This window comes from Mycobacterium sp. E2479 (assembly GCF_001667925.1).
Lineage (GTDB): Bacteria > Actinomycetota > Actinomycetes > Mycobacteriales > Mycobacteriaceae > Mycobacterium.
The window spans coordinates 158172-176543 of sequence record NZ_LZJR01000096.1; the positions used below are offsets into that span (position 1 = coordinate 158172).

An 18372-nucleotide genomic window follows, 5' to 3' on the forward strand; every position below is an offset into this window, starting at 1 on the left:
CTCAGGATACGTGGCGCCACGCCCGCATGGCGGCGTCGACGAGTGCGCCGCCCTCCGCGCCGGCATCGAGCCACTGCACGCGGTGATCCCGACGAAACCACGACCGTTGGCGCCGGACGTAGCGTCGGGTGCCGACGAAGGTCTGCTCGCGCGCGTCCCGCAGTTGATCTGCGCTGGGGCCCGCCGGACCGCTTGCATCCAGCGCCGTCAGCACCTGGGCGTAGCCCAGCGCGCGCGAGGCGGTGACCCCGTCGCGCAAGCCTTTGTCCAGCAGCGCGATCACCTCGCCGACCAGCCCCCCGTCGAACATGGCATCGGTGCGCCGGGCCAGCCGCTCATCCAGAAGTGTTGTGTCGCAGTCCAGCCCGACGATTGCGGCGTCCCACCTGGGGGCGCCGATCTGCGGTGCGGAGGCGGCGAACGGCTGGCCGGTCAGCTCGACGACTTCCAGGGCCCGCACGGTGCGGCGGGCATCGGTGGGCAGGATCCACGCGGCCGCGGCGGGATCGCGCCGGGCCAGCTCGGCGTGCAGCTCGCCCACCCCGATCTCGGCGAGCCGCTGCTCCCAGCGCGCGCGCACCGCGGGGTCGGTGGCGGGAAACGACCAGTCGTCGAGGAGCGACTGGATGTAGAGCATGGAGCCACCGACGATGATCGGCAGTGCGCCCCGGCCCGCGATCGCTTCGACGTCGTCGGCGGCGGCAGCCTGATAGCGGGCGACCGTCGCGGTTTCGGTGACGTCGAGGACATCGAGCTGGTGATGTGGGATGCCGCGGCGGGCGTCGATGGGCAGCTTGGCGGTGCCGATGTCCATGCCGCGATAGAGCTGCATCGCGTCGGCGTTGACGACCTCGGCGTCCACGCCGAGCCGCTCGACCCGTTCTGCAAGGTCGAGGGCCAACTGCGACTTGCCGGTGCCGGTTGGGCCGATGATGGCCAGGGGGCGCACGGCGGCCGTCACAGCTGCCAGGCGCCGGCGAAGTAGCCCACCCCGTAGGGCGCCCCGCGGTAGAACTCCTTGGCTGATCGCGGTCCGGGCTCGGCCAGCCCGGCGAGCACCTGAAACGCGACCCGCCCCAGGATCTGGGGTGGCAGGCGGCGCAGCGCGGCGATATCGCCGAGGGCGAGCGCGTCGTCCAGGGCCTCTTGCGCGTCGGCGTACTCGGGGTGGTATCCGCCAGGGGCCGCCGGTGTGAGCGTGTTGGCGCCATCGGCGACCACCAGCACCCCGACCGGCTGGGCCACCCGATCGATCTCGGCGCGTAGATGTCTGCCGAGACTCAGCGCTGCGTCGGATTCGCGATCGGTGCGGTAAATCCGGACCTGCGCGCTGGCGTCCGGCTGCGCCTGGCCGCGCACCCACCCGGCTATCAGCGCACAGACCGGAAACTCGACCGGCGGGACCGCCTCGTCGCTTCGCGCGGAAAGCCGGACGCGCACGTCCACGCCGAAACCTGCGAAGGTGCCCACCAGGTCCGGACTCAGTACCCGGTCGTCGGGCCCCGTCCCTATTGCTACCCAGCGGTCGGGCAGCAGGGCGGCCGCAGCAAGCGTCGCCGCGGTCAGGTCGGCCACCTCGGCGGTGGCCGTTCCGGCGAGATCGGGGACGAGGACCGGCGCCGACGGGACGATCGCAATCGCGCTCAGCACGCCACCAAACTAACGTGACCGCGCTGGCGGCCGGGCATCAGTTCACGCTGGCCGGGCCGTCCGAGCGCCGGACCTCAATGACGGAAGGCGTCCGCCACCATCAGACGATCGCTGGGTGGGCCGAAGTCGTCGTCTTCGGTCACCGTCCGGGCCGGTATTTCTCGCGGGGCACCACCGGACCCCCGATCGGCCCGGTCGATGGTGGCGGCCTCGCCGCGGGCCAGTGCGATGGTGGCGATGAAGACCACCGCCACCGCCGCGACCAGTAGGAAGGCCTCGGGGCCGCTGGCGTTCAGCGTCTCGCCCAACACCAGCACCCCGAGCAGGCCGGCGACCACCGGCTTGGCCACCGTCATCGTCGGCAACGACGCGGTCAGCGCGCCGGCGCGGAAAGCCGATTGCTGAAAGATCATCCCGGCCAGAGCCACCAACAGCCAGGGCACGAATTCGGGCGATGTCAGCACGCCCAGCGGGCCGTTCTCGGAGATCTCGACGATGCCCTTGGTCAGCACCGCGAACAGCGCCAACGACGAACCCGCCACCACCGCTAGCAGCACGGCCGAGAATGGGCTGCCGGCCCGCAGTCGCGCGGCCACCACGCAGGCCACCAGCAGCGGCACCATAACCATGGCGACGATGATCCAGGCTTGCAGCGGCGCGCGCTGGTGACCGGCGGCTGGGTCGCCGACGGTGATGACGACGGCCAATGCGGCGGCCAGGGTGAGCGCCCACGTCCATTCCCTTGGCGTCACCCGGCGGTTGACGAGCCGCGCGTAGATGGGCAGCGCGAACAGCAGGGCCGTCACCTGCAGGGCGGTCACCATGACGACCGAACCCCATGCCAGGGCGGCTGCCTGCAGGCTGTAGTTGGTGATCGCGGCCAGTCCGCCCAGCCACCACCGGGTGTCCCGCAGCGACATGCGGAATAGTTCCAGGTGGCCGACCGGCTTGTCGGTGATCTCGTGCGCGGAACGCTGACGAATCACGTCGCCAACCGCCGATGCCAGCGCCGCGCACAACGCAAGTAACGCCGCGACATCAACTTTTGACATGATCGATCCCTCCGCTTACACCCGTCCGACCCAGCTTTCCCCGTGGCGCAAGCAAATACACGCACAATTCGCGTTCAGTTCAACTACAAAGTTATGACGTTCAGCACCTGGCCGGTTGCGCCGCGGGTAACCGTTCAACTATTACTTCAGCAATCTATGTAACTCGTGGGATTACTCTAAGAGACCTACACAGGTAGCTGTGTGCGCCCGCTAGCTCCTTCGCTGCCAGCCGTTTGGGCTTGGCATCACTCTGCGCAATGGGATAAGCGTCACAAACATCGGCTTGATCGTCGGCGAGTCGTCCGCGTTTGGCCGGAAGCGGCTTGCCCCTGTGCGATGCGCCAAAGACCGAAGACGACTCACCAGCGTCCGACAAACTGCGACGCCGCGACGCGATAGCAGGACGGCCCTCTGCCGGCGCGGACCCGGCGAAGTGGCCGCGCCGCCGTCGGGCCGGTCGGGAATGGCAAGGTGGCGGCGCGTACCAGAGCAAGCTGCTTGAATACTGTTGAAGCACCTATTGGGAGAACCCGGCCACGGGCACCCGGCAGACGCAGGAAACGGTGCCGCTACGCGCGGCAGGCGCGCGGGACATGGACCGCGCGGAACGGTTGAAAGGGTAGTGACGAGCGCATGACGGCTGACCAGCCTCGCGACGATTCAGCTCGGCCCGCGCCGCGCCCGGGACCCCGTCCCGGGCCCCGGCCGGCAGCGCGGCCCACCACCGCTCACCCGCTGGCGATGCCGCCGCCCAGCAATCCCCACCAGTTCGGTCGCGTGGACGACGACGGCACGGTATGGCTGGTCAGCTCCGCCGGCGAGCGCGTCGTCGGCTCCTGGCAGGCCGGCGATCGGGAGGCGGCGTTCGCCCATTTTGGCCGCCGCTTCGATGACCTGGCCACCGAGGTCACCCTGATGGAGGAGCGCCTGGCCTCCGGGTCCGGTGACGCGCGCAAGATCCGGGCTCATGCGGCCGAGTTGACCGAGACGTTGCCGACGGCTGCAGTGCTCGGCGATATCGACGCGCTGGCGGCCCGGTTGGCCACCATCGTCGAACATGCCGAGTCGGCCATCGCCGCGGACCGCTCGCGGCGCGAGGAGCATCGGGCCACCCAGACCGCCCGCAAGGAGGCGCTGGCCGCGGAGGCCGAGGACTTGGCCGCCAACGCGACGCAATGGAAGGCGGCGGGTGACCGGTTCCGCGCGATCCTCGACGAGTGGAAGACGATCAGCGGAGTGGACCGCAAGGTCGACGACGCGTTGTGGAAGCGCTACTCCGCGGCCAGGGAGGCTTTCAACAGGCGGCGCGGATCGCATTTCGCCGAACTGGACCGGGAGCGCTCGGGAATACGCCAGGCCAAGGAACGCCTGTGCGAGCGGGCTGAAGCGCTGTCCGACTCGACCGACTGGACCGCCACCAGCGCCGAATTCCGCAAGCTGCTCACCGAGTGGAAGGCGGCCGGGCGGGCCAGCCGGGAGGTCGACGACGCCCTGTGGCGTCGTTTCAAGGCCGCTCAGGACGTGTTCTTCACCGCGCGCAACGCTGTGACGGCGGAAAAGGACGCGGAGTTCCGCGCCAATGCGACCGCCAAAGAGGCGCTGCTGGCCGAGGCGGAGACGCTGGACACCAGCAACCACGACGCAGCCCGCGCGGCGCTGCGCACGATCACCGAGAAGTGGGACGCAATCGGCAAGGTCCCACGCGAGCGGTCCGCCGAGTTGGAGCGGCGGCTGCGCGCGGTCGAGAAGAAGGTGCGCGACGCCGGCGACGCCGGTTGGTCAGACCCGCAGGCGCAGGCCCGGGCCGAGCAATTCCAGGCCCGCGCCGAACAATACGAGCAGCAGGCTCAGAAGGCAGCGGCGGCGGGGCGAACCAAGGAAGCCGAAGAGGCCAAAGCCAACGCCGAGCAGTGGCGACAGTGGGCCCAGGCGGCCGTCGAGGCCCTGACCCGCAAGCCCTAGCGGCGGTCAGATCCCGCAGTGCCGGGATCGTCCCGGGTTTCCGGGGCTGCGGGCGCCGCCGGGTTGTCCAGACCATCCAGCAGGGTGATCGACTGGTGCGCCGCCGCGACGCGGCGGCGCTGCTGCTCGGCGGCGAGTTGCACGATGGTGCGCGACCAGACCACGCGGGCCCAGTGGTAGATGAGCACGAGCACGGTGAGCCAGGCGACGATCAGGCCCCAGCCCGGACCCGGGTGCCCCGCGGAAACGGTCTGACGCGACCAGATCGCCAGCATGCCCGCGGCGCCCGCAATGGCGGTGCCCGCCAACGCGACCCAGGCCAGTGCCCAGCGCCGCGTCACGAGCGCCAGCATCGAGAAGCCCACACCGAACACCAGTGCCAGCCAGGCGAACACCCGCGAAGGCAGGGCCACAGCGGCCGCGCCGGCGTGGTGGCTGCCGAACAGCACATCCCAGCCGCGGACGTCGCCGGTGTGCGGCAGGATGAACGACGCCAGCAGCACGAACACCAGGATCGACACGAAGAAGGCCCGTGGCCCGGGGTCGATTCCGCGCGCCACCCGGCGCTCGGCGGCCTCGATCTCGGTCCGCAAGGCGCCGAGCTGCATGTCGTCGTTGTTCATCTCTTTTTTCACAGTGCACATCCAAGGGGTTCGGGCGGGCCGACGGGCGGCCCGACGGCGGGCATGCCAAGACCGATGCCGCGCGGGCGCTGCCCGGCGGCATGAGCATCACCCGCTCGGGTGCGGCGATGCGTGACGATGCCCGCGTCGGCGATCAGGTGGTGCGGCGCGGCCTCGGTGACCACCGTGGTGATGACGTCACCGGGCCGTACCGTGGTGTCGTCGGGCGTGTCGACGGCGAAGTGCACCAATCGGCCGTCGCGGGCCCGCCCGGTCATCCTCGCGGTGCGGCTGTCCTTGCGGCCTTCGCCCGTGGCGACCAGCAGTTCGACGGTCTGTCCGATCAGGGCCTGGTTACCCTCCAGCGAGATCGCCTCCTGCAGTTCGATCAGGCGCTCGTACCGTTCCTGCACGACGGCTTTCGGTATCTGCCCGTCGAGGTCGGCGGCCGGGGTGCCGGGCCGCTTGGAGTACTGGAAGGTGAAGGCCGCCGAGAACCGAGCCTGGCGCACCACGTCGAGCGTGGCGGCGAAGTCCTCTTCGGTCTCTCCGGGAAATCCCACGATCAGGTCGGTGCTGATGGCGGCGTGCGGCATGGCGGCCCGAACGCGGTCGATGATGCCGAGGTAGCGCTCGGCGCGGTAGGACCGTCGCATCGCGCGCAGCACCCGGTCGGATCCGGACTGCAGTGGCATGTGCAGGGCGGGGCAGACATTCGGCGTCTGCGCCATCGCCTCGATGACGTCGTCGGTGAATTCGGCCGGATGGGGCGAGGTGAACCGCACCCGCTCCAGCCCGTCGATGTCGCCGCAGGCCCGCAGCAGGCCGGCGAAGGCGCCGCGGTCGCGGGGTAAGGCCGGGTCTGCGAAGGACACCCCGTAGGCGTTGACGTTCTGTCCCAGCAGCGTGACCTCGAGTACGCCGTCGTCGACCAGCGACCGAACCTCGGCCAGGACGTCGTGCGGGCTGCGGTCAACCTCTTTGCCCCGCAGCGACGGGACGATGCAGAAGGTGCAGCTGTTGTTGCATCCGACCGAGATGGAAACCCAAGCAGCGTAGGCGGATTCGCGCGCGCTCGGCAGCGACGACGGGAACTCCTGCAGCGCCTCGGCGATTTCCACCTGGGCGACCTTGTTGTGCCGGGCGCGCTCCAGCAGCGTTGGCAGCGACCCGATGTTGTGGGTGCCGAAGATGACGTCGACCCAGGGCGCCTTGCGCAGCAACGCATCCCGGTCTTTTTGGGCCAGGCAGCCGCCGACGGCGATCTGCATCGTGGGATTGCCGCGCTTTCGCGGAGCCAGATGGCTGAGGTTGCCGTAAAGCTTGTTGTCGGCGTTCTCCCGTACCGCGCAGGTGTTGAACACCACGACATCGGCGTCGACGCCCTCGGCCGCGCGCCGATATCCGGCCGCTTCCAGCAGGCCCGCCAACCGCTCCGAGTCGTGGACGTTCATCTGGCAGCCGTAGGTGCGGACTTGGTAGGTGCGCGGCGAGGCGGCGTGGGTCGCCGCATCCGCGGTCCGGCCGGCCTGCGCCACCATCGAAGTCACGGGGCCATGGTACGGCGACGGGTCGGTGCACGGGAAACCGCACGTCAAGGGCCTAGACCCGGCGGCGCTCCCGCTCGGCGGCCAACTCGGCAAAAACGACCTCGCCCGCCGAGTTCTGGCTGTAACCACGGCGCGCCAGCATTCCCACCAGCCTGCGAGCCACCCGCGCATCGTCGCCGTCCAGCGTCTCCCGGCGCAGCTTGGACCGGACCAATTGCTCCGCCCGATCCCGTTCGGCGCCGGCGTCGAGCCCGGCCAGCGCCGAGGTGATCACGTCGTTGTCGACGCCCTTGCTGCGCAGCTCGGCGGCCAAAGCGCGCTTGCTTTTCCCGGCGTTCGATCGGCGCGACTGCACCCACTGCTGGGCGAAGTCGGCGTCGTCGACCAACCCGACGCAGGTCAACCGGTCGAGCACCCGCTCACTGACGTCGTCGGGATAGCCGCGTTTGGCCAGCTGGCCATGGAGCTCGGCCCGGGTGCGCGCTCTCGCGGTGAGCAGGCGCAGGCACAGCGCCCGCGCCTGCTCTTCGCGGGAGGGCTCAGAAATCGACGGGGGCGGGCAGGACGTCGTCATCGGTCACGACCGCGCCAATGCCGAGCTTTTCCTTGATCTTCTTCTCGATCTCGTTGGCGACTTCGTCGTTTTCCATCAAGAAGGTGCGGGCGTTCTCCTTGCCCTGGCCGAGCTGCTCACCCTCGTAGGTGAACCAGGAACCGGACTTGCGGATGAAACCCTGCTCCACGCCCATGTCGATCAGCGAACCCTCCCGGCTGATCCCCTGGCCGTAGAGGATGTCGAACTCGGCCTGCTTGAAGGGCGGCGCCACCTTGTTCTTGACGATCTTGACCCTGGTGCGGTTGCCGACCGCGTTGGTGCCGTCCTTGAGCGTCTCGATCCGGCGCACGTCCATGCGCACCGACGCGTAGAACTTCAAAGCCTTTCCACCCGTGGTGGTTTCGGGGCTGCCGAACATCACGCCGATCTTCTCGCGCAGCTGGTTGATGAAGATCGCGGTGGTGCCCGAATTGTTCAGCGCGCCAGTCATTTTCCGCAGGGCCTGGCTCATCAGCCGGGCCTGCAGTCCGACGTGGCTGTCGCCCATCTCGCCTTCGAGCTCGGCGCGTGGCACCAACGCGGCCACCGAGTCGATGACCAGGATGTCGAGCGCGCCGGAGCGGATCAGCATGTCGGCGATCTCGAGGGCCTGCTCCCCCGTGTCGGGCTGGCTGACCAGCAGGGAATCGGTGTCCACGCCGAGCTTCTTGGCGTACTCCGGATCCAGGGCGTGCTCGGCGTCGATGAAGGCGGCGACGCCGCCGGCGGCCTGGGCGTTGGCCACCGCGTGCAGGGCGACGGTGGTCTTACCCGAGGATTCCGGGCCGTAGATCTCCACGACCCGGCCGCGGGGCAGCCCGCCGATGCCTAAGGCCACGTCCAGTGCGATGGATCCGGTCGGGATGATCGAGATCGGCTGACGTGTCTCGTCGCCGAGACGCATCACTGAGCCTTTGCCGTAGCTCTTTTCGATCTGGGCCATCGCCAGTTCGAGAGCCTTCTCGCGGTCGGGGGCTTGCGCCATGGTCCTCTCCTATGGTCGGTGTTCGTCTGACCGGTATCGGTCGGTTGGCGGTGACACTAGAGAAGGGCACCGACAAGTTGGCTGGCGAACGATCACCACAGTAGCCGAACAGGTGTTCGATTCAAGTTCGACACGCCGCGTGCGCCACCGATGTGGCAGCATCGGCTACCGAAAGACGTCGAGCGGCACGCCTGAGGAAAGCGGTGCGGCCGTCGGCGCCTCCCTCATGACGCGGCTCACGACAACCGGGGGCCGGATTTCCCAAGAGGGTCGCGAAACGATGGACATCTCCACCGAGTTAGCCGAAATCGCCTCCTACGGTGGCTTTTTCGCGCTAACCGTGGGTGGTGACGCGGCGGGATGGCATCCGGTCGCGCGGTCCTACGCCGACGGCTGCGCGGACCTGATCGATGCCACCGTCCAGCGCTACCGCAGCGACGACCTGCGGATCGGCGCCTCGCTCGTTCACCTCGGCCACGCCGCCAGGCTGTGGTCACCGGTGCTCGCGTGCGCGATCGCCCACGGCGTACTGCCCGACCTCGAAAACCTGCAACGCGCCGACGGTGGCGCAGAGCTGCGGCTGCCCCGACCCGTCGGAAAACCCGTCACCTCTCCCGCGGTCGAGGCGCTGTATCGCATCGTGGTGACCGAACACATGCGCCCGCTCGCCCGCGGGCTCCCGGTCAAGCTGGCACCCGCCCTGCTCGCGGGCAACATCGCCTCGGCGCTGGTCGGAGCCGGGCAGGCCCTGCTTTCGGCGCGGCCCGACCTGCGGCCGGCGATTGTGCGGACGATCCGGTTGCTGCTGGACACCGGCGTGATGGCCGGATCCGGTGTCCTGCGCGGTCCGCAGCCGGCCTTCAGGCGTCGCAGCTGCTGCCTTTTTTACCGTCTGCCCGGGGGCTCGTTGTGTGGCGACTGCGGTCTGCACCGCACGCGGCGGTAGGGCCGATCGGACGACCCGGGCCGTTTGGCGTCGCCGTGTCAGGGTATGTGGCCGGCATGTCCTCAGCCGCAACGCAATCCCTGCGCGCCATCGCCCTGGTCTGCTCATTGAAGAAAAGCCCGGCGCCGTCCAGCAGTGAACTGCTCGCCGACCAGTTGCTCGATCAGCTGCGAAGCGCGGGCGTCGAGGGTGAGAAGGTGCGGTGCGTCGACCTGACCCTGCTGCCGGGGGTCGAAGCCGACATGGGGCCGGGTGATGAGTGGCCGGCCCTGTTGAACAAGATCAAGGCGGCCGACATCGTCATTGTGTCGACGCCCACCTGGGTCGGTCACATGTCCAGCGTGGCGCAGCGCGTCCTGGAGCGCCTCGATGCCGAGCTGTCCGACACCGACGACGCGGGAAGGCCGCGGATGGTGGGCAAGGTGGCCCTGGCCGCGGTCGTCGGAAACGAGGACGGGGCGCACAAGATCGTCGCCGACCTGTTTCAGGCGCTCAACGACATCGGGTTCTCGATCGCCGCGCAAGGATGCACCTATTGGAACGGCGAGGCCATGCAGGGCACGGACTACACCGACCTGGACGACGTGCCGGAAGCCGTCGCATCCGCTACCGGCAATGCGGTCCGCAACGCCGTACACCTGGCCACGGTGTTGCGGCAGAACACCTACCCGGCATACGAATAGTTCGCCGCGCTCACCACTGTTCCCGAGGCACGTCGAAGTCCACGCACAACGCCCGCCATACGTCGCGGGGCTCGACACCCGCCTCGATGGCTTGAGCGGCCGTGCGTCCGCCGAATCTGCTCAATACGTGATCCACCAGCACGGAGGACCCGTAGGTGGCGCCAAAGCGCAGGACTACCCGTTCGTGAAACTCAGTCAGCCGCACGTCAGTCAACATACCCAGCCTGAGTCCTCGGACTGCCGAAACCGGCTACCTCCAGCTGGCCGGCAGGTCGATGATGTGGTTTGGGCAGTCCTCCTGCACCGCGATGGACATCACGTCGCGTGCGCGTTGGGCCGACATGGTCGCGCGCAACTGCATGAAGGCGTATTCGGCCGGCGCGAGTCCCTGTTCGGCGGCGGACGGATCGTCCATCAACTGGCACGCCTGGTGTTCCTCGGGACTGTCGGCGCGTGCGACGGCCGCACCGGCCAGGGTCCCCACCAGCAGGGCGGCGCCGGCGATCGTCGTGATGATCTTCATCGGGTGCCTCCCGCTGAAGCATAAATCGGCGGGGATTGTGCGTTAGTCATCCGGCCACCGCGAGCGCGTCGCGGCACACCCGGACCGGATCGGCGACGTCGGCGATGCCGGCGGCCGCCGTCCGCGCCGCCGCCCGGTAGCGGGGCGAGGACAGCACCTCGTTGACTGCGGCCACCAGCGCGTCAGCGGTCAGCGGCCGGATCAGCCGCGCGCTGCCCTGCCGCAGCACCCGGTTGGCGATCTCCCACTGATCACCGCCGCCTGGCACCACCACCAAGGGCACACCGGCGAGCAGCGTCTTGGCCACCATGCCGTGACCGCCGCCGCAGATCACCAGGTCGGCATGCGCCAACAATTCGTCCTGACGTCCCAGCCCGACCGTCGCCCACGGCGGCACCGTCAGTTCCGGTCCGTCCAACCGCGACACCAGCAGCCGCGATCCCGGCGGCAATGTCTGGCCCGGCGTCAAACACGCCAACGCGACCTCGGCGAGGCCCTCGGTCCCGATCACGGCGGTCGACGGCGCAACGACCACCACCGGCCCGGACCCGGGCGGGACCTCGAGGGTCCGGTCGGTCGGCTCGAAATGCAACGGCCCGACGACGACGGCCTCGACGGGCCAGTCGGGGCGGGGAACTTCCAGCGCTGGCAGCGTTGCGATCAGCCGCCGCAGCGGCCCGGGATCGCGCGCCGGCAGCCCGATCTCGACGCGCGAGTCCGCTCGCTGCTGCAGGCCCGTGCGCACGGATCGCGCCGTCAACGCGCGCATCGCGGCATCGCGCAGCCGGCCCCGGATGCCGGTGCCCGGTGCCAGCCCACTGCCGATCGGCGGCAGTCCTTTCGACGGCAGGTACAGCGGATGCGGGTTGAGTTCGATCCACGGGATGCCCAGCAGCTCGGCGGCCATGCCGCCGCCGGCGGTGATGACATCCGACACCACCAGGTCGGGCGCCAGGTCGCGCAGCGCCGGCACGTTGAGCACGGCCATTCGCGCGGCGCGCCGGTGAATTCTGGCCCCGGCGTCGACGTCGTCGTCGGTGGCCGCCAGCCCGTCCAGCGCGACGCCGTCGATGCCGGCGCCACGGGCGGCGTCGAGCCATTCGGCACCGGTGAACAGGGTGGGTTCGTCGCCGGCCTCGGCGAAGCGCCGGCACAGCGCAATCGCCGGGAACGAATGCCCGGGATCCGGCCCGGCGACCACGGCGACGCGCATCGTGCTCACCCTGCCACAGCGCCCGATTGCCACGCGCCTACGCTGACCAGATGACCGAGCTAACTGGCACAGCCGTCGCGAACACGCGCACGGTAGAGACTTTTCTGAACGCCCTGCAGGACGCGGACTTCGAAACCGTCGAAGCGTCATTCGACGACAACCTCGTCTACGAGAATGTCGGACTGTCGAGGGTCCGCGGCGGTCGCCGAACAGCGAAACTGCTGCGCCGCATGGAAGGTCGCATCGGGTTCGAGGTCAAGATCCACCGTATCGCCGCAGACGGCGCCGCGGTGCTCACCGAACGCACCGACGTGCTGATCCTCGGACCACTACGGCTGCAGTTCTGGGCCTGCGGGATCTTTGAGGTCCACAACGGGCGGATCACGCTGTGGCGCGACTACGTCGACGTGTTCGACATGACTAAGGCGCTGCTGCGCGGTCTGGCCGCATTGGCGATACCGTCGCTCAGACAGACTCTCTGATCTGTCCGCGTCGCCCGATCACTGATGGCGCGGCAATCCGCCGAGTTCGTCGAACGCCTGCGCCCAGCCAACCAGGCGATCCGTCGCGTCGGCCAGTTCGGCGCGATACTGCTGCGACGTGGCGGATCCGTCGCCGTTCGCCGAGGACACCAATTGCGCTGCCGCGGTGACCATTTCGTTGTACTGGCGGACGCCGGCGCTGAGCTGGGCGGTGAACGCGTTGATGGTGGGCACCAGATACGACCGCGATCCTTCGCTGGCCTGCGCCGCCCGCTCCATCGACACCACCTGCGCGGCGGTGGACGCCATGGCCGCCGAGGTCCTGGTAGCCGCCGCGGTCAGGTCCCGGATCTCGGCGGCCGGCAGCATCGCGCCCCGCTCGATCACGGCCACCAGCGACGTAAATCCGCGCTCCGAGGCACCCAGTGCGTACATCGCAGGCCGCGCCGCCGAACCCGGCGGCGGCAGTCGGCGCACGCCGACAGTGGCCGGCGCCGGCAACGGATCGGATCGTAGCCAGCGATAGCGCATGAGCAACAGCGTCGCCGGGATGGCCATGAAAACCGCGATGCCTCCGGTGATTTCCAGCAGCAATGCGAACCATCCCCAGGCGGCGAGCAGCATCGTCACCGCCGCCCAGAACACGCACCCGGCGCTGAAGATCAGGCCCCACCGAAGCGCGCGGCGCCGGCGACGCAGCTGGCGTGCGCGCGGATCCGCGATCGCGCTGATCCGGCGGGCCACCAGGTCCGAGAGGTCGGCCGCGGTCGCCAGCCCGCGGTGCACCAGTGCACGCCACGCGCCGGGCTGTGTCGCTTTCACGGCCACGACGCTCCGACTACTGGCCAAGCGGTTTCTCGGTGACCGAGCCGCCCGCGCTTTCGGCGGGCGCAGGAGTGGCGGCGGTGGTCCCCGCGGCCGGCGTCCCACCGGTCGGCAGGGCGTCGCCACGCATCGAGGCGCGAATCTGCTCCAGCCGGGAATGGCCGGCCATCTGGACGCCGGCCTGCTCGACCTCGAGCATCCGGCCCTGCACCGAGCCCTGCGCGAGCTCGGCGGCCCCGATCGCGTTGGCATACCTCCGCTCGATCTTGTCGCGCACCTCGTCGAGGCTGGGAACGTTGCCGGGAGCGGCGAGATCGCTCATCGACTGCAGCGAAGCACTTACCTGCTCCTGCATCTTGGCCTGTTCGAGCTGGCTGAGCAGCTTGGTGCGCTCGGCAATCTTCTGCTGCAGCACCATGGCATTCTGCTCGACGGCCTTCTTGGCCTGCGCGGCCGCCCCCAGCGCCTGGTCGTGCAGCGTTTTGAGGTCTTCGACGCTCTGCTCGGCGGTTACCAGCTGGGCGGCGAACGCCTCGGCGGCGTTGTTGTACTCGGTGGCTTTCGCGGCGTCACCGGCCGCGGTCGCCTGATCGGCCAGCGTCAACGCCTGCCGCACGTTGACCTGCAGCTTCTCCACGTCCGCCAGCTGACGGTTGAGGCGCATCTCCAGTTGGCGCTGATTGCCGATGACCTGCGCGGCCTGCTGGGTCAGCGCCTGATGCGTGCGTTGCGCTTCCTCGATGGCCTGCTGAATCTGGATCTTGGGGTCTGCGTGCTCGTCGATCTTGGCGTTGAACAGCGCCGTGAGGTACTTCCACGCCTTGACGAACGGATTGGCCATGACTTAGCTCCACCTTCGCTTCTTGAGGATCCGGATGGTCCCCGGATGGGCCTGAACGGGCTGTGCGCCTGTCGCTCAATTTAACGGGTCGGCGCCGATCGCCCCACCCCTTACCCGGGATCGGTCCCCGTCGCTCAGGCCAGCGCCAACGACGCGACCGGCGGGATCACGACCTTGATGCTGGTGCTGCCCGCCCCATCCGTGGGGGCGCCGACGGCCGCCTGTTCCTCGCTGGCCATCCGCTCGCCCGCGTGGGTCAGAACAGACGACAGCGGGACGTCGAGCGCATCGCAGATCGCGTTCAGCAGCTCGCTGGAAGGCTCCTTGCGGCCGCGCTCCACCTCGGACAGGTATCCAAGGCTCACCCGCGCCGAATCGGACACCTCCCGTAGCGTCCTGCCCTGTGTCGTGCGTGCCTCGCGCAGCACGTCGCCGATGACCTCGCGCACCAATGGCGGCATCCCGCCCTCCTTCGTCCAGTCAGCCCTGCGCGGCACGTACTCAGCTTGCCTCCGGCAGGTGCTCATTAGGTGAACGCCGGCAGCGGTGGTCTGGTTCCCGATCAGCGCCGCCGGAATCAGCCGGGCGTGCGGCGCACTTCCCGGATGGTCGAGACGACGTAGTCGATACCGGTGATCACGGTCAGCACGATCGCCGCGCCCATCACCACCTCCGCGGCCACCCGAAACGACCCCGCCAGGGGCAGCACGAACAATCCGATGGCCAGGACCTGCACCACGGTCTTGAGTTTGCCGCCCCAACTGGCCGGAATGACGCCGCGGCGGATCACGGCCAACCGCAGCACTGTTACCCCGAATTCGCGGGCCAGGATAACCACCGTGACCCACCACGGCAGTTCACCGAGCATCGAGAGCCCGATCAGCGCCGACCCCACCAGGGTCTTGTCCGCGATCGGATCGACGAAAGCGCCGAATTCGGTTGCCATGCCGTAGTTGCGGGCCAGCAGGCCGTCCAACCGATCGGTGATGCACGCGGCCGCGAAGATGACGAAAGCCACCACGCGGAAACCGTTTTGGTGGCCGTCCCCGGCGAACAGGGCGAGGAGGAAGATCGGCACCAGCACCAGGCGCAGCAGGGTCAGCGTATTGGCGAGGTTGGCGATGTTTGCGCGGCCTGCCACCGGACCCGTCTGCGGCTGCCCCGACACGGCAACAGAATAACGGTTGACCAGCGCAGCCGTCGCAGATGTCCATACTGTTAGCCGTGACCCAAAGTCCGCAGCGTCATCGGCCGCTGGTTCGGCGCGCGCGAACGTCGGACGTTCCCGCGATCAAGCAGTTGGTCGACACCTACGCGGGAAAGATCTTGCTGGAGAAGAACCTCGTGACGTTGTACGAGGCCGTCCAGGAATTTTGGGTGGCCGAACACGAGGGCCAGGTGGTCGGTTGCGGGGCGCTGCACGTGCTGTGGTCGGACCTGGGCGAGATTCGCACAGTGGCGGTCAGCCCGGCGCTGACCGGCCGCGGCATCGGCCATGCGATCGTCGACCGGCTGCTGGAGGTCGCCCGCGAGCTGCAGTTGAAGCGGCTGTTCGTGTTGACGTTCGAAACCGAGTTCTTCGCCAGGCACGGATTCACCGAGATCGAGGGCACGCCGGTGACGGCCGAGGTGTTCGAGGAGATGTGCCGCTCCTACGACATCGGTGTCGCCGAATTCCTGGACCTCAGCTACGTCAAGCCGAACATCCTCGGCAACTCGCGGATGCTGCTGGTGTTGTAACCCGCCGAGCGTGATCTGAGGCCGCGATTTGAGCCGATTTCTCGCCCTGCGTTCACGTTCGGCGCTATTCGGACCCGTCGTCCGAGCCGTCCGAGCCCCGGATCAATGCCAGCGTTCCGGCGAGTTCGTCGGGCTTGATCAGCACCTCGCGGGCCTTGGAACCCTCCGACGGTCCGACGATGCCGCGGGTCTCCATCAGGTCCATTAGCCGTCCGGCCTTGGCAAACCCGACGCGCAGCTTGCGCTGCAGCATCGAGGTGGAGCCGAACTGGCTGGACACCACCAGCTCGACGGCCTGCAGGAACACGTCCATGTCGTCGCCGATGTCCGGGTCGACGTCCGTGCGCTCCCCGGTGGGCTTGGCGGTGGTGACGCCCTCGGTGTACTCGGGTTCGGCCTGGTCCTTGCAGGCGGTCACGACGGCGTGGATCTCCTCGTCGGTGATGAAGGCGCCCTGCAACCGGATCGGCTTGTTGGTGCCCATCGGCAAGAACAGGCCGTCGCCCATGCCGATCAGCTTCTCCGCACCGGCCTGGTCCAGGATGACGCGGCTATCGGTCAGCGACGACGTGGCGAACGCCAGCCGCGACGGCACATTGGTCTTGATCAGACCGGTGACGACGTCCACCGACGGGCGCTGGGTCGCCAGCACCAGGTGAATGCCTGCGGCTCGGGCCTTTTGGGTGATCCGGACGATCGCGTCCTCGACGTCGCGCGGCGCCGTCATCATCAGGTCGGCCAGCTCGTCGACGATCGCCACCACGTACGGGTAGGGCCGGTATTCACGCTGGCTGCCCAGCGGCGCGGTGATGACACCGGACCGCACCTTCTCGTTGAAGTCGTCGATGTGTCGCACCCGGGACGCCTGCATGTCCTGGTAGCGCTGCTCCATCTCCTCGACCAGCCACGCCAGTGCCGCCGCCGCCTTCTTGGGTTGGGTGATGATCGGGGTGATCAGGTGAGGAATGCCCTCGTATGGCGTGAGTTCCACCATCTTGGGGTCGATCAGGATCATCCTGACCTCTTCCGGGGTGGCGCGTGCCAGCAGCGATACCAGCATCGAGTTGACGAAGCTGGACTTACCCGATCCGGTGGAACCGGCCACCAGCAGGTGCGGCATCTTGGACAGGTTGGCCGAGATGAAGTCGCCCTCGATGTCCTTGCCCAGCCCGATCACCAGCGGGTGGTGATCGCGCCGGGTCGACGGGGCGGTCAGTACGTCGGCCAGCCGCACCATTTCCCGGTCGGTGTTGGGCACCTCGATGCCCACGGCCGACTTGCCAGGGATCGGCGCCAGCATGCGCACGCTCTCGGTGGCCACCGCGTAGGCGATGTTCTTTTGCAGCGCGGTGATCTTCTCGACCTTCACGCCCGGTCCCAGCTCGACCTCGTACCTGGTGACGGTCGGCCCGCGGGTGCATCCGGTTACGGCGGCGTCGACCTTGAACTGGGTCAGCACCTCGGTGATGGCGTCGGCCATGACGTTGTTCGCGGCGCTGCGTTTCTTGGGCGGATCGCCCGCCACCAACAGGCTGAGCGAGGGCAGCGTGTAGGGCCCCTCGACGATGCGGTCCAGTTCCACAGTGTCGTGCTTGCCCGCCGACCGTCCACGCTTGCGGCTCCGCAAGGCCGGCAGGGCGGACTGGACGGCGGGTTCGGGCATGGTCGGAATGTCGTCCTGCAGCGCGGCCTGGGCATCGTCGTCCGGCGACCATGCCGGCGGCTCGTCCTCGGGGATCGAAGACGCGTCGTCGTAGTAGTTGTCCGCTTCGGCGCCGTCGTCGAACTCGTCCGCGTAGTCGTACGGCTCGTCGTCGCCGACCAGCCGGGTGCCGAACATGGCGCGAACCGCGTCGGGCAACTCCCGGATGGTGGTCCCGGTCAGCAGCAACAGACCGAACATGAACCCGATGAACAACAACGGCGCGGCGATCCAGGGCGTCAGCCCGTCCGAAAGCGGGCCGCCGATGGCGAATCCGATGAAACCGGCCGCGCGGCGGCGCGCTTCCGGGTCCCCCGGCGACCCGGACCACAGGTGGCGCAAACCGAGTACCGACAGCGTGATCAGGCTGGTGCCCAGGATCAGCCGGGGGCGCACATCCGGGTCGGGTTCGGTGCGCATCAGGGTCACCGCCACCGCGGCGGTGGCGACCGGCAGCGCCAGCACACCAGCACCGATGAAGGTCCGCAGCAGCGTGTCGACCCAGGTGCCGACTGGTCCGGCGGCGTGAAACCACGAACTCGCGGCGACCACCACGGAAAAGCCCAGCAACAGCAGCGCGATGCCGTCGCGGCGATGCCCGGGATCGATGTCGTGGGCCCGCCCGATGGAGCGAGCCGCGCCACCGGTCCCCCGGGCGGCCATCAGCCAGACCGCGCGCATGGCGCGACCGCAGGTCAGGCCGGCCCCGACCAGCGGCGCGTGATTGCGCCGCCTGGCGGCCGGTTTCCTGACCTTCTTGCGGGGCGCCGCCGGCCGAGCACCCCGGTTTCCGGTGGCGCGTGAAGTGGCCTTTGACCTGCTCGTTCGGCTTCTGGAGCGGGCGGCGGTCTTACTGGGCATGACGGCAAGAGTAGTCGCAACGACATCATCTACACCACCCGCCACACTGGTAACGGTGTGGCTTGTCAGGCATGGTGCTATTCGGGTGCGAAATCGCGTGAGTAGGGTGACATTCGGTTGCGAGAAGCCGTGCTCACCC

General features: G+C 68.7%; 20 protein-coding genes. 5 read left to right on the top strand and 15 right to left on the bottom strand.

What is annotated here, in order from left to right; genetic code table 11:
• Nucleotide 1: 1 nt before the first annotated feature.
• The 3 genes from miaA to A5686_RS15675 all read right to left on the bottom strand — a co-directional run bounded on the left by miaA (nt 2) and on the right by A5686_RS15675 (nt 2702).
• Nucleotides 2-949 carry a tRNA (adenosine(37)-N6)-dimethylallyltransferase MiaA gene (gene miaA / locus A5686_RS15665; RefSeq protein ID WP_067936218.1) on the bottom strand — a complete coding sequence of 316 codons (948 nt, stop codon included), beginning with the start codon at nt 947-949 and terminating at the stop codon, nt 2-4.
• Nucleotides 950-957: 8 nt separating this feature from the next.
• Nucleotides 958-1650 carry a hypothetical protein gene (locus A5686_RS15670; protein ID WP_067935851.1) on the bottom strand — a complete coding sequence of 231 codons (693 nt, stop codon included), beginning with the start codon at nt 1648-1650 and terminating at the stop codon, nt 958-960.
• A gap of 74 nt (nt 1651-1724) precedes the next feature.
• On the bottom strand, nt 1725-2702 hold the full coding sequence (locus tag A5686_RS15675) for a DMT family transporter (protein ID WP_067935852.1): 978 nt from the start codon (nt 2700-2702) through the stop codon (nt 1725-1727).
• Between the two features lie 633 nt (nt 2703-3335).
• Between A5686_RS15675 and A5686_RS15680 the strand changes: the two genes are divergently transcribed.
• Nucleotides 3336-4664, top strand: coding sequence for a DUF349 domain-containing protein (locus tag A5686_RS15680; protein ID WP_067935855.1), 1329 nt, complete (start codon nt 3336-3338; stop codon nt 4662-4664).
• On the opposite strand, the gene A5686_RS15685 is transcribed toward A5686_RS15680, so the two are convergent.
• From A5686_RS15685 to recA, 4 genes are all read right to left on the bottom strand, one after another.
• Nucleotides 4661-5287 carry a hypothetical protein gene (locus tag A5686_RS15685; protein ID WP_369829710.1) on the bottom strand — a complete coding sequence of 209 codons (627 nt, stop codon included), beginning with the start codon at nt 5285-5287 and terminating at the stop codon, nt 4661-4663. The two genes, A5686_RS15680 and A5686_RS15685, sit on opposite strands and share 4 nt — an antisense overlap.
• Nucleotides 5288-5295: 8 nt before the next feature.
• Nucleotides 5296-6828: a tRNA (N6-isopentenyl adenosine(37)-C2)-methylthiotransferase MiaB gene (gene miaB, locus A5686_RS15690; RefSeq protein WP_197520597.1), complete on the bottom strand. Its 1533-nt coding sequence runs from the start codon at nt 6826-6828 to the stop codon at nt 5296-5298.
• A gap of 61 nt (nt 6829-6889) precedes the next feature.
• A complete protein-coding gene (gene recX / locus A5686_RS15695; RefSeq protein WP_067935863.1) occupies nt 6890-7411 on the bottom strand; it encodes a recombination regulator RecX in 522 nt (173 codons plus the stop codon).
• On the bottom strand, nt 7377-8417 hold the full coding sequence (recA, locus tag A5686_RS15700) for a recombinase RecA (RefSeq protein ID WP_067351039.1): 1041 nt from the start codon (nt 8415-8417) through the stop codon (nt 7377-7379). The genes recX and recA overlap by 35 nt, the downstream gene beginning before the upstream one ends.
• Nucleotides 8418-8697: 280 nt before the next feature.
• Between recA and A5686_RS15705 the strand changes: the two genes are divergently transcribed.
• The gene (locus tag A5686_RS15705) at nt 8698-9363 is read left to right on the top strand and encodes a (2Fe-2S)-binding protein (protein ID WP_067936220.1); all 666 of its coding nucleotides are present in this window, start codon (nt 8698-8700) and stop codon (nt 9361-9363) included.
• Nucleotides 9364-9419: 56 nt separating this feature from the next.
• The gene (locus A5686_RS15710; protein ID WP_067935866.1) at nt 9420-10046 is read left to right on the top strand and encodes a flavodoxin family protein; all 627 of its coding nucleotides are present in this window, start codon (nt 9420-9422) and stop codon (nt 10044-10046) included.
• Nucleotides 10047-10056: 10 nt separating this feature from the next.
• On the opposite strand, the gene A5686_RS15715 is transcribed toward A5686_RS15710, so the two are convergent.
• From A5686_RS15715 to A5686_RS15725, 3 genes are read right to left on the bottom strand one after another with little or no spacing between them, the layout of a single operon-like run.
• Nucleotides 10057-10263: a DUF3046 domain-containing protein gene (locus tag A5686_RS15715; RefSeq protein ID WP_067935869.1), complete on the bottom strand. Its 207-nt coding sequence runs from the start codon at nt 10261-10263 to the stop codon at nt 10057-10059.
• Between the two features lie 33 nt (nt 10264-10296).
• Complete coding sequence (locus tag A5686_RS15720) at nt 10297-10569, bottom strand: hypothetical protein (RefSeq protein ID WP_067935871.1); 273 nt, start codon at nt 10567-10569, stop codon at nt 10297-10299.
• Nucleotides 10570-10615: 46 nt separating this feature from the next.
• Nucleotides 10616-11782 carry a glycosyltransferase gene (locus A5686_RS15725; protein ID WP_067935875.1) on the bottom strand — a complete coding sequence of 389 codons (1167 nt, stop codon included), beginning with the start codon at nt 11780-11782 and terminating at the stop codon, nt 10616-10618.
• A gap of 50 nt (nt 11783-11832) precedes the next feature.
• Here A5686_RS15725 and A5686_RS15730 point away from each other — a divergent pair, with 50 nt between their 5' ends.
• Nucleotides 11833-12264: a limonene-1,2-epoxide hydrolase family protein gene (locus A5686_RS15730; RefSeq protein ID WP_067935878.1), complete on the top strand. Its 432-nt coding sequence runs from the start codon at nt 11833-11835 to the stop codon at nt 12262-12264.
• 18 nt (nt 12265-12282) lie between these two features.
• Here A5686_RS15730 and A5686_RS15735 read toward each other — a convergent pair whose 3' ends face one another.
• The 4 genes from A5686_RS15735 to pgsA form a co-directional block, all read right to left on the bottom strand.
• Nucleotides 12283-13092 (bottom strand): hypothetical protein, encoded by an 810-nt coding sequence (locus A5686_RS15735; RefSeq protein WP_067935881.1) that lies wholly within the window; start codon nt 13090-13092, stop codon nt 12283-12285.
• Nucleotides 13093-13102: 10 nt separating this feature from the next.
• Complete coding sequence (gene pspA / locus A5686_RS15740) at nt 13103-13930, bottom strand: phage shock protein PspA (protein ID WP_067935884.1); 828 nt, start codon at nt 13928-13930, stop codon at nt 13103-13105.
• 134 nt (nt 13931-14064) lie between these two features.
• Entirely contained in the window at nt 14065-14391 is a 327-nt protein-coding gene (gene clgR / locus A5686_RS15745; RefSeq protein WP_067935887.1) for a transcriptional regulator ClgR, read from the bottom strand.
• Nucleotides 14392-14507: 116 nt separating this feature from the next.
• A complete protein-coding gene (pgsA, locus tag A5686_RS15750; RefSeq protein WP_082947653.1) occupies nt 14508-15098 on the bottom strand; it encodes a CDP-diacylglycerol--glycerol-3-phosphate 3-phosphatidyltransferase in 591 nt (196 codons plus the stop codon).
• Nucleotides 15099-15136: 38 nt separating this feature from the next.
• Between pgsA and A5686_RS15755 the strand changes: the two genes are divergently transcribed.
• Nucleotides 15137-15670 carry an amino-acid N-acetyltransferase gene (locus A5686_RS15755; RefSeq protein ID WP_067935892.1) on the top strand — a complete coding sequence of 178 codons (534 nt, stop codon included), beginning with the start codon at nt 15137-15139 and terminating at the stop codon, nt 15668-15670.
• A gap of 64 nt (nt 15671-15734) precedes the next feature.
• Here A5686_RS15755 and A5686_RS15760 read toward each other — a convergent pair whose 3' ends face one another.
• Nucleotides 15735-18233 (bottom strand): DNA translocase FtsK, encoded by a 2499-nt coding sequence (locus A5686_RS15760; RefSeq protein ID WP_197520588.1) that lies wholly within the window; start codon nt 18231-18233, stop codon nt 15735-15737.
• Nucleotides 18234-18372 lie beyond the last annotated feature (139 nt).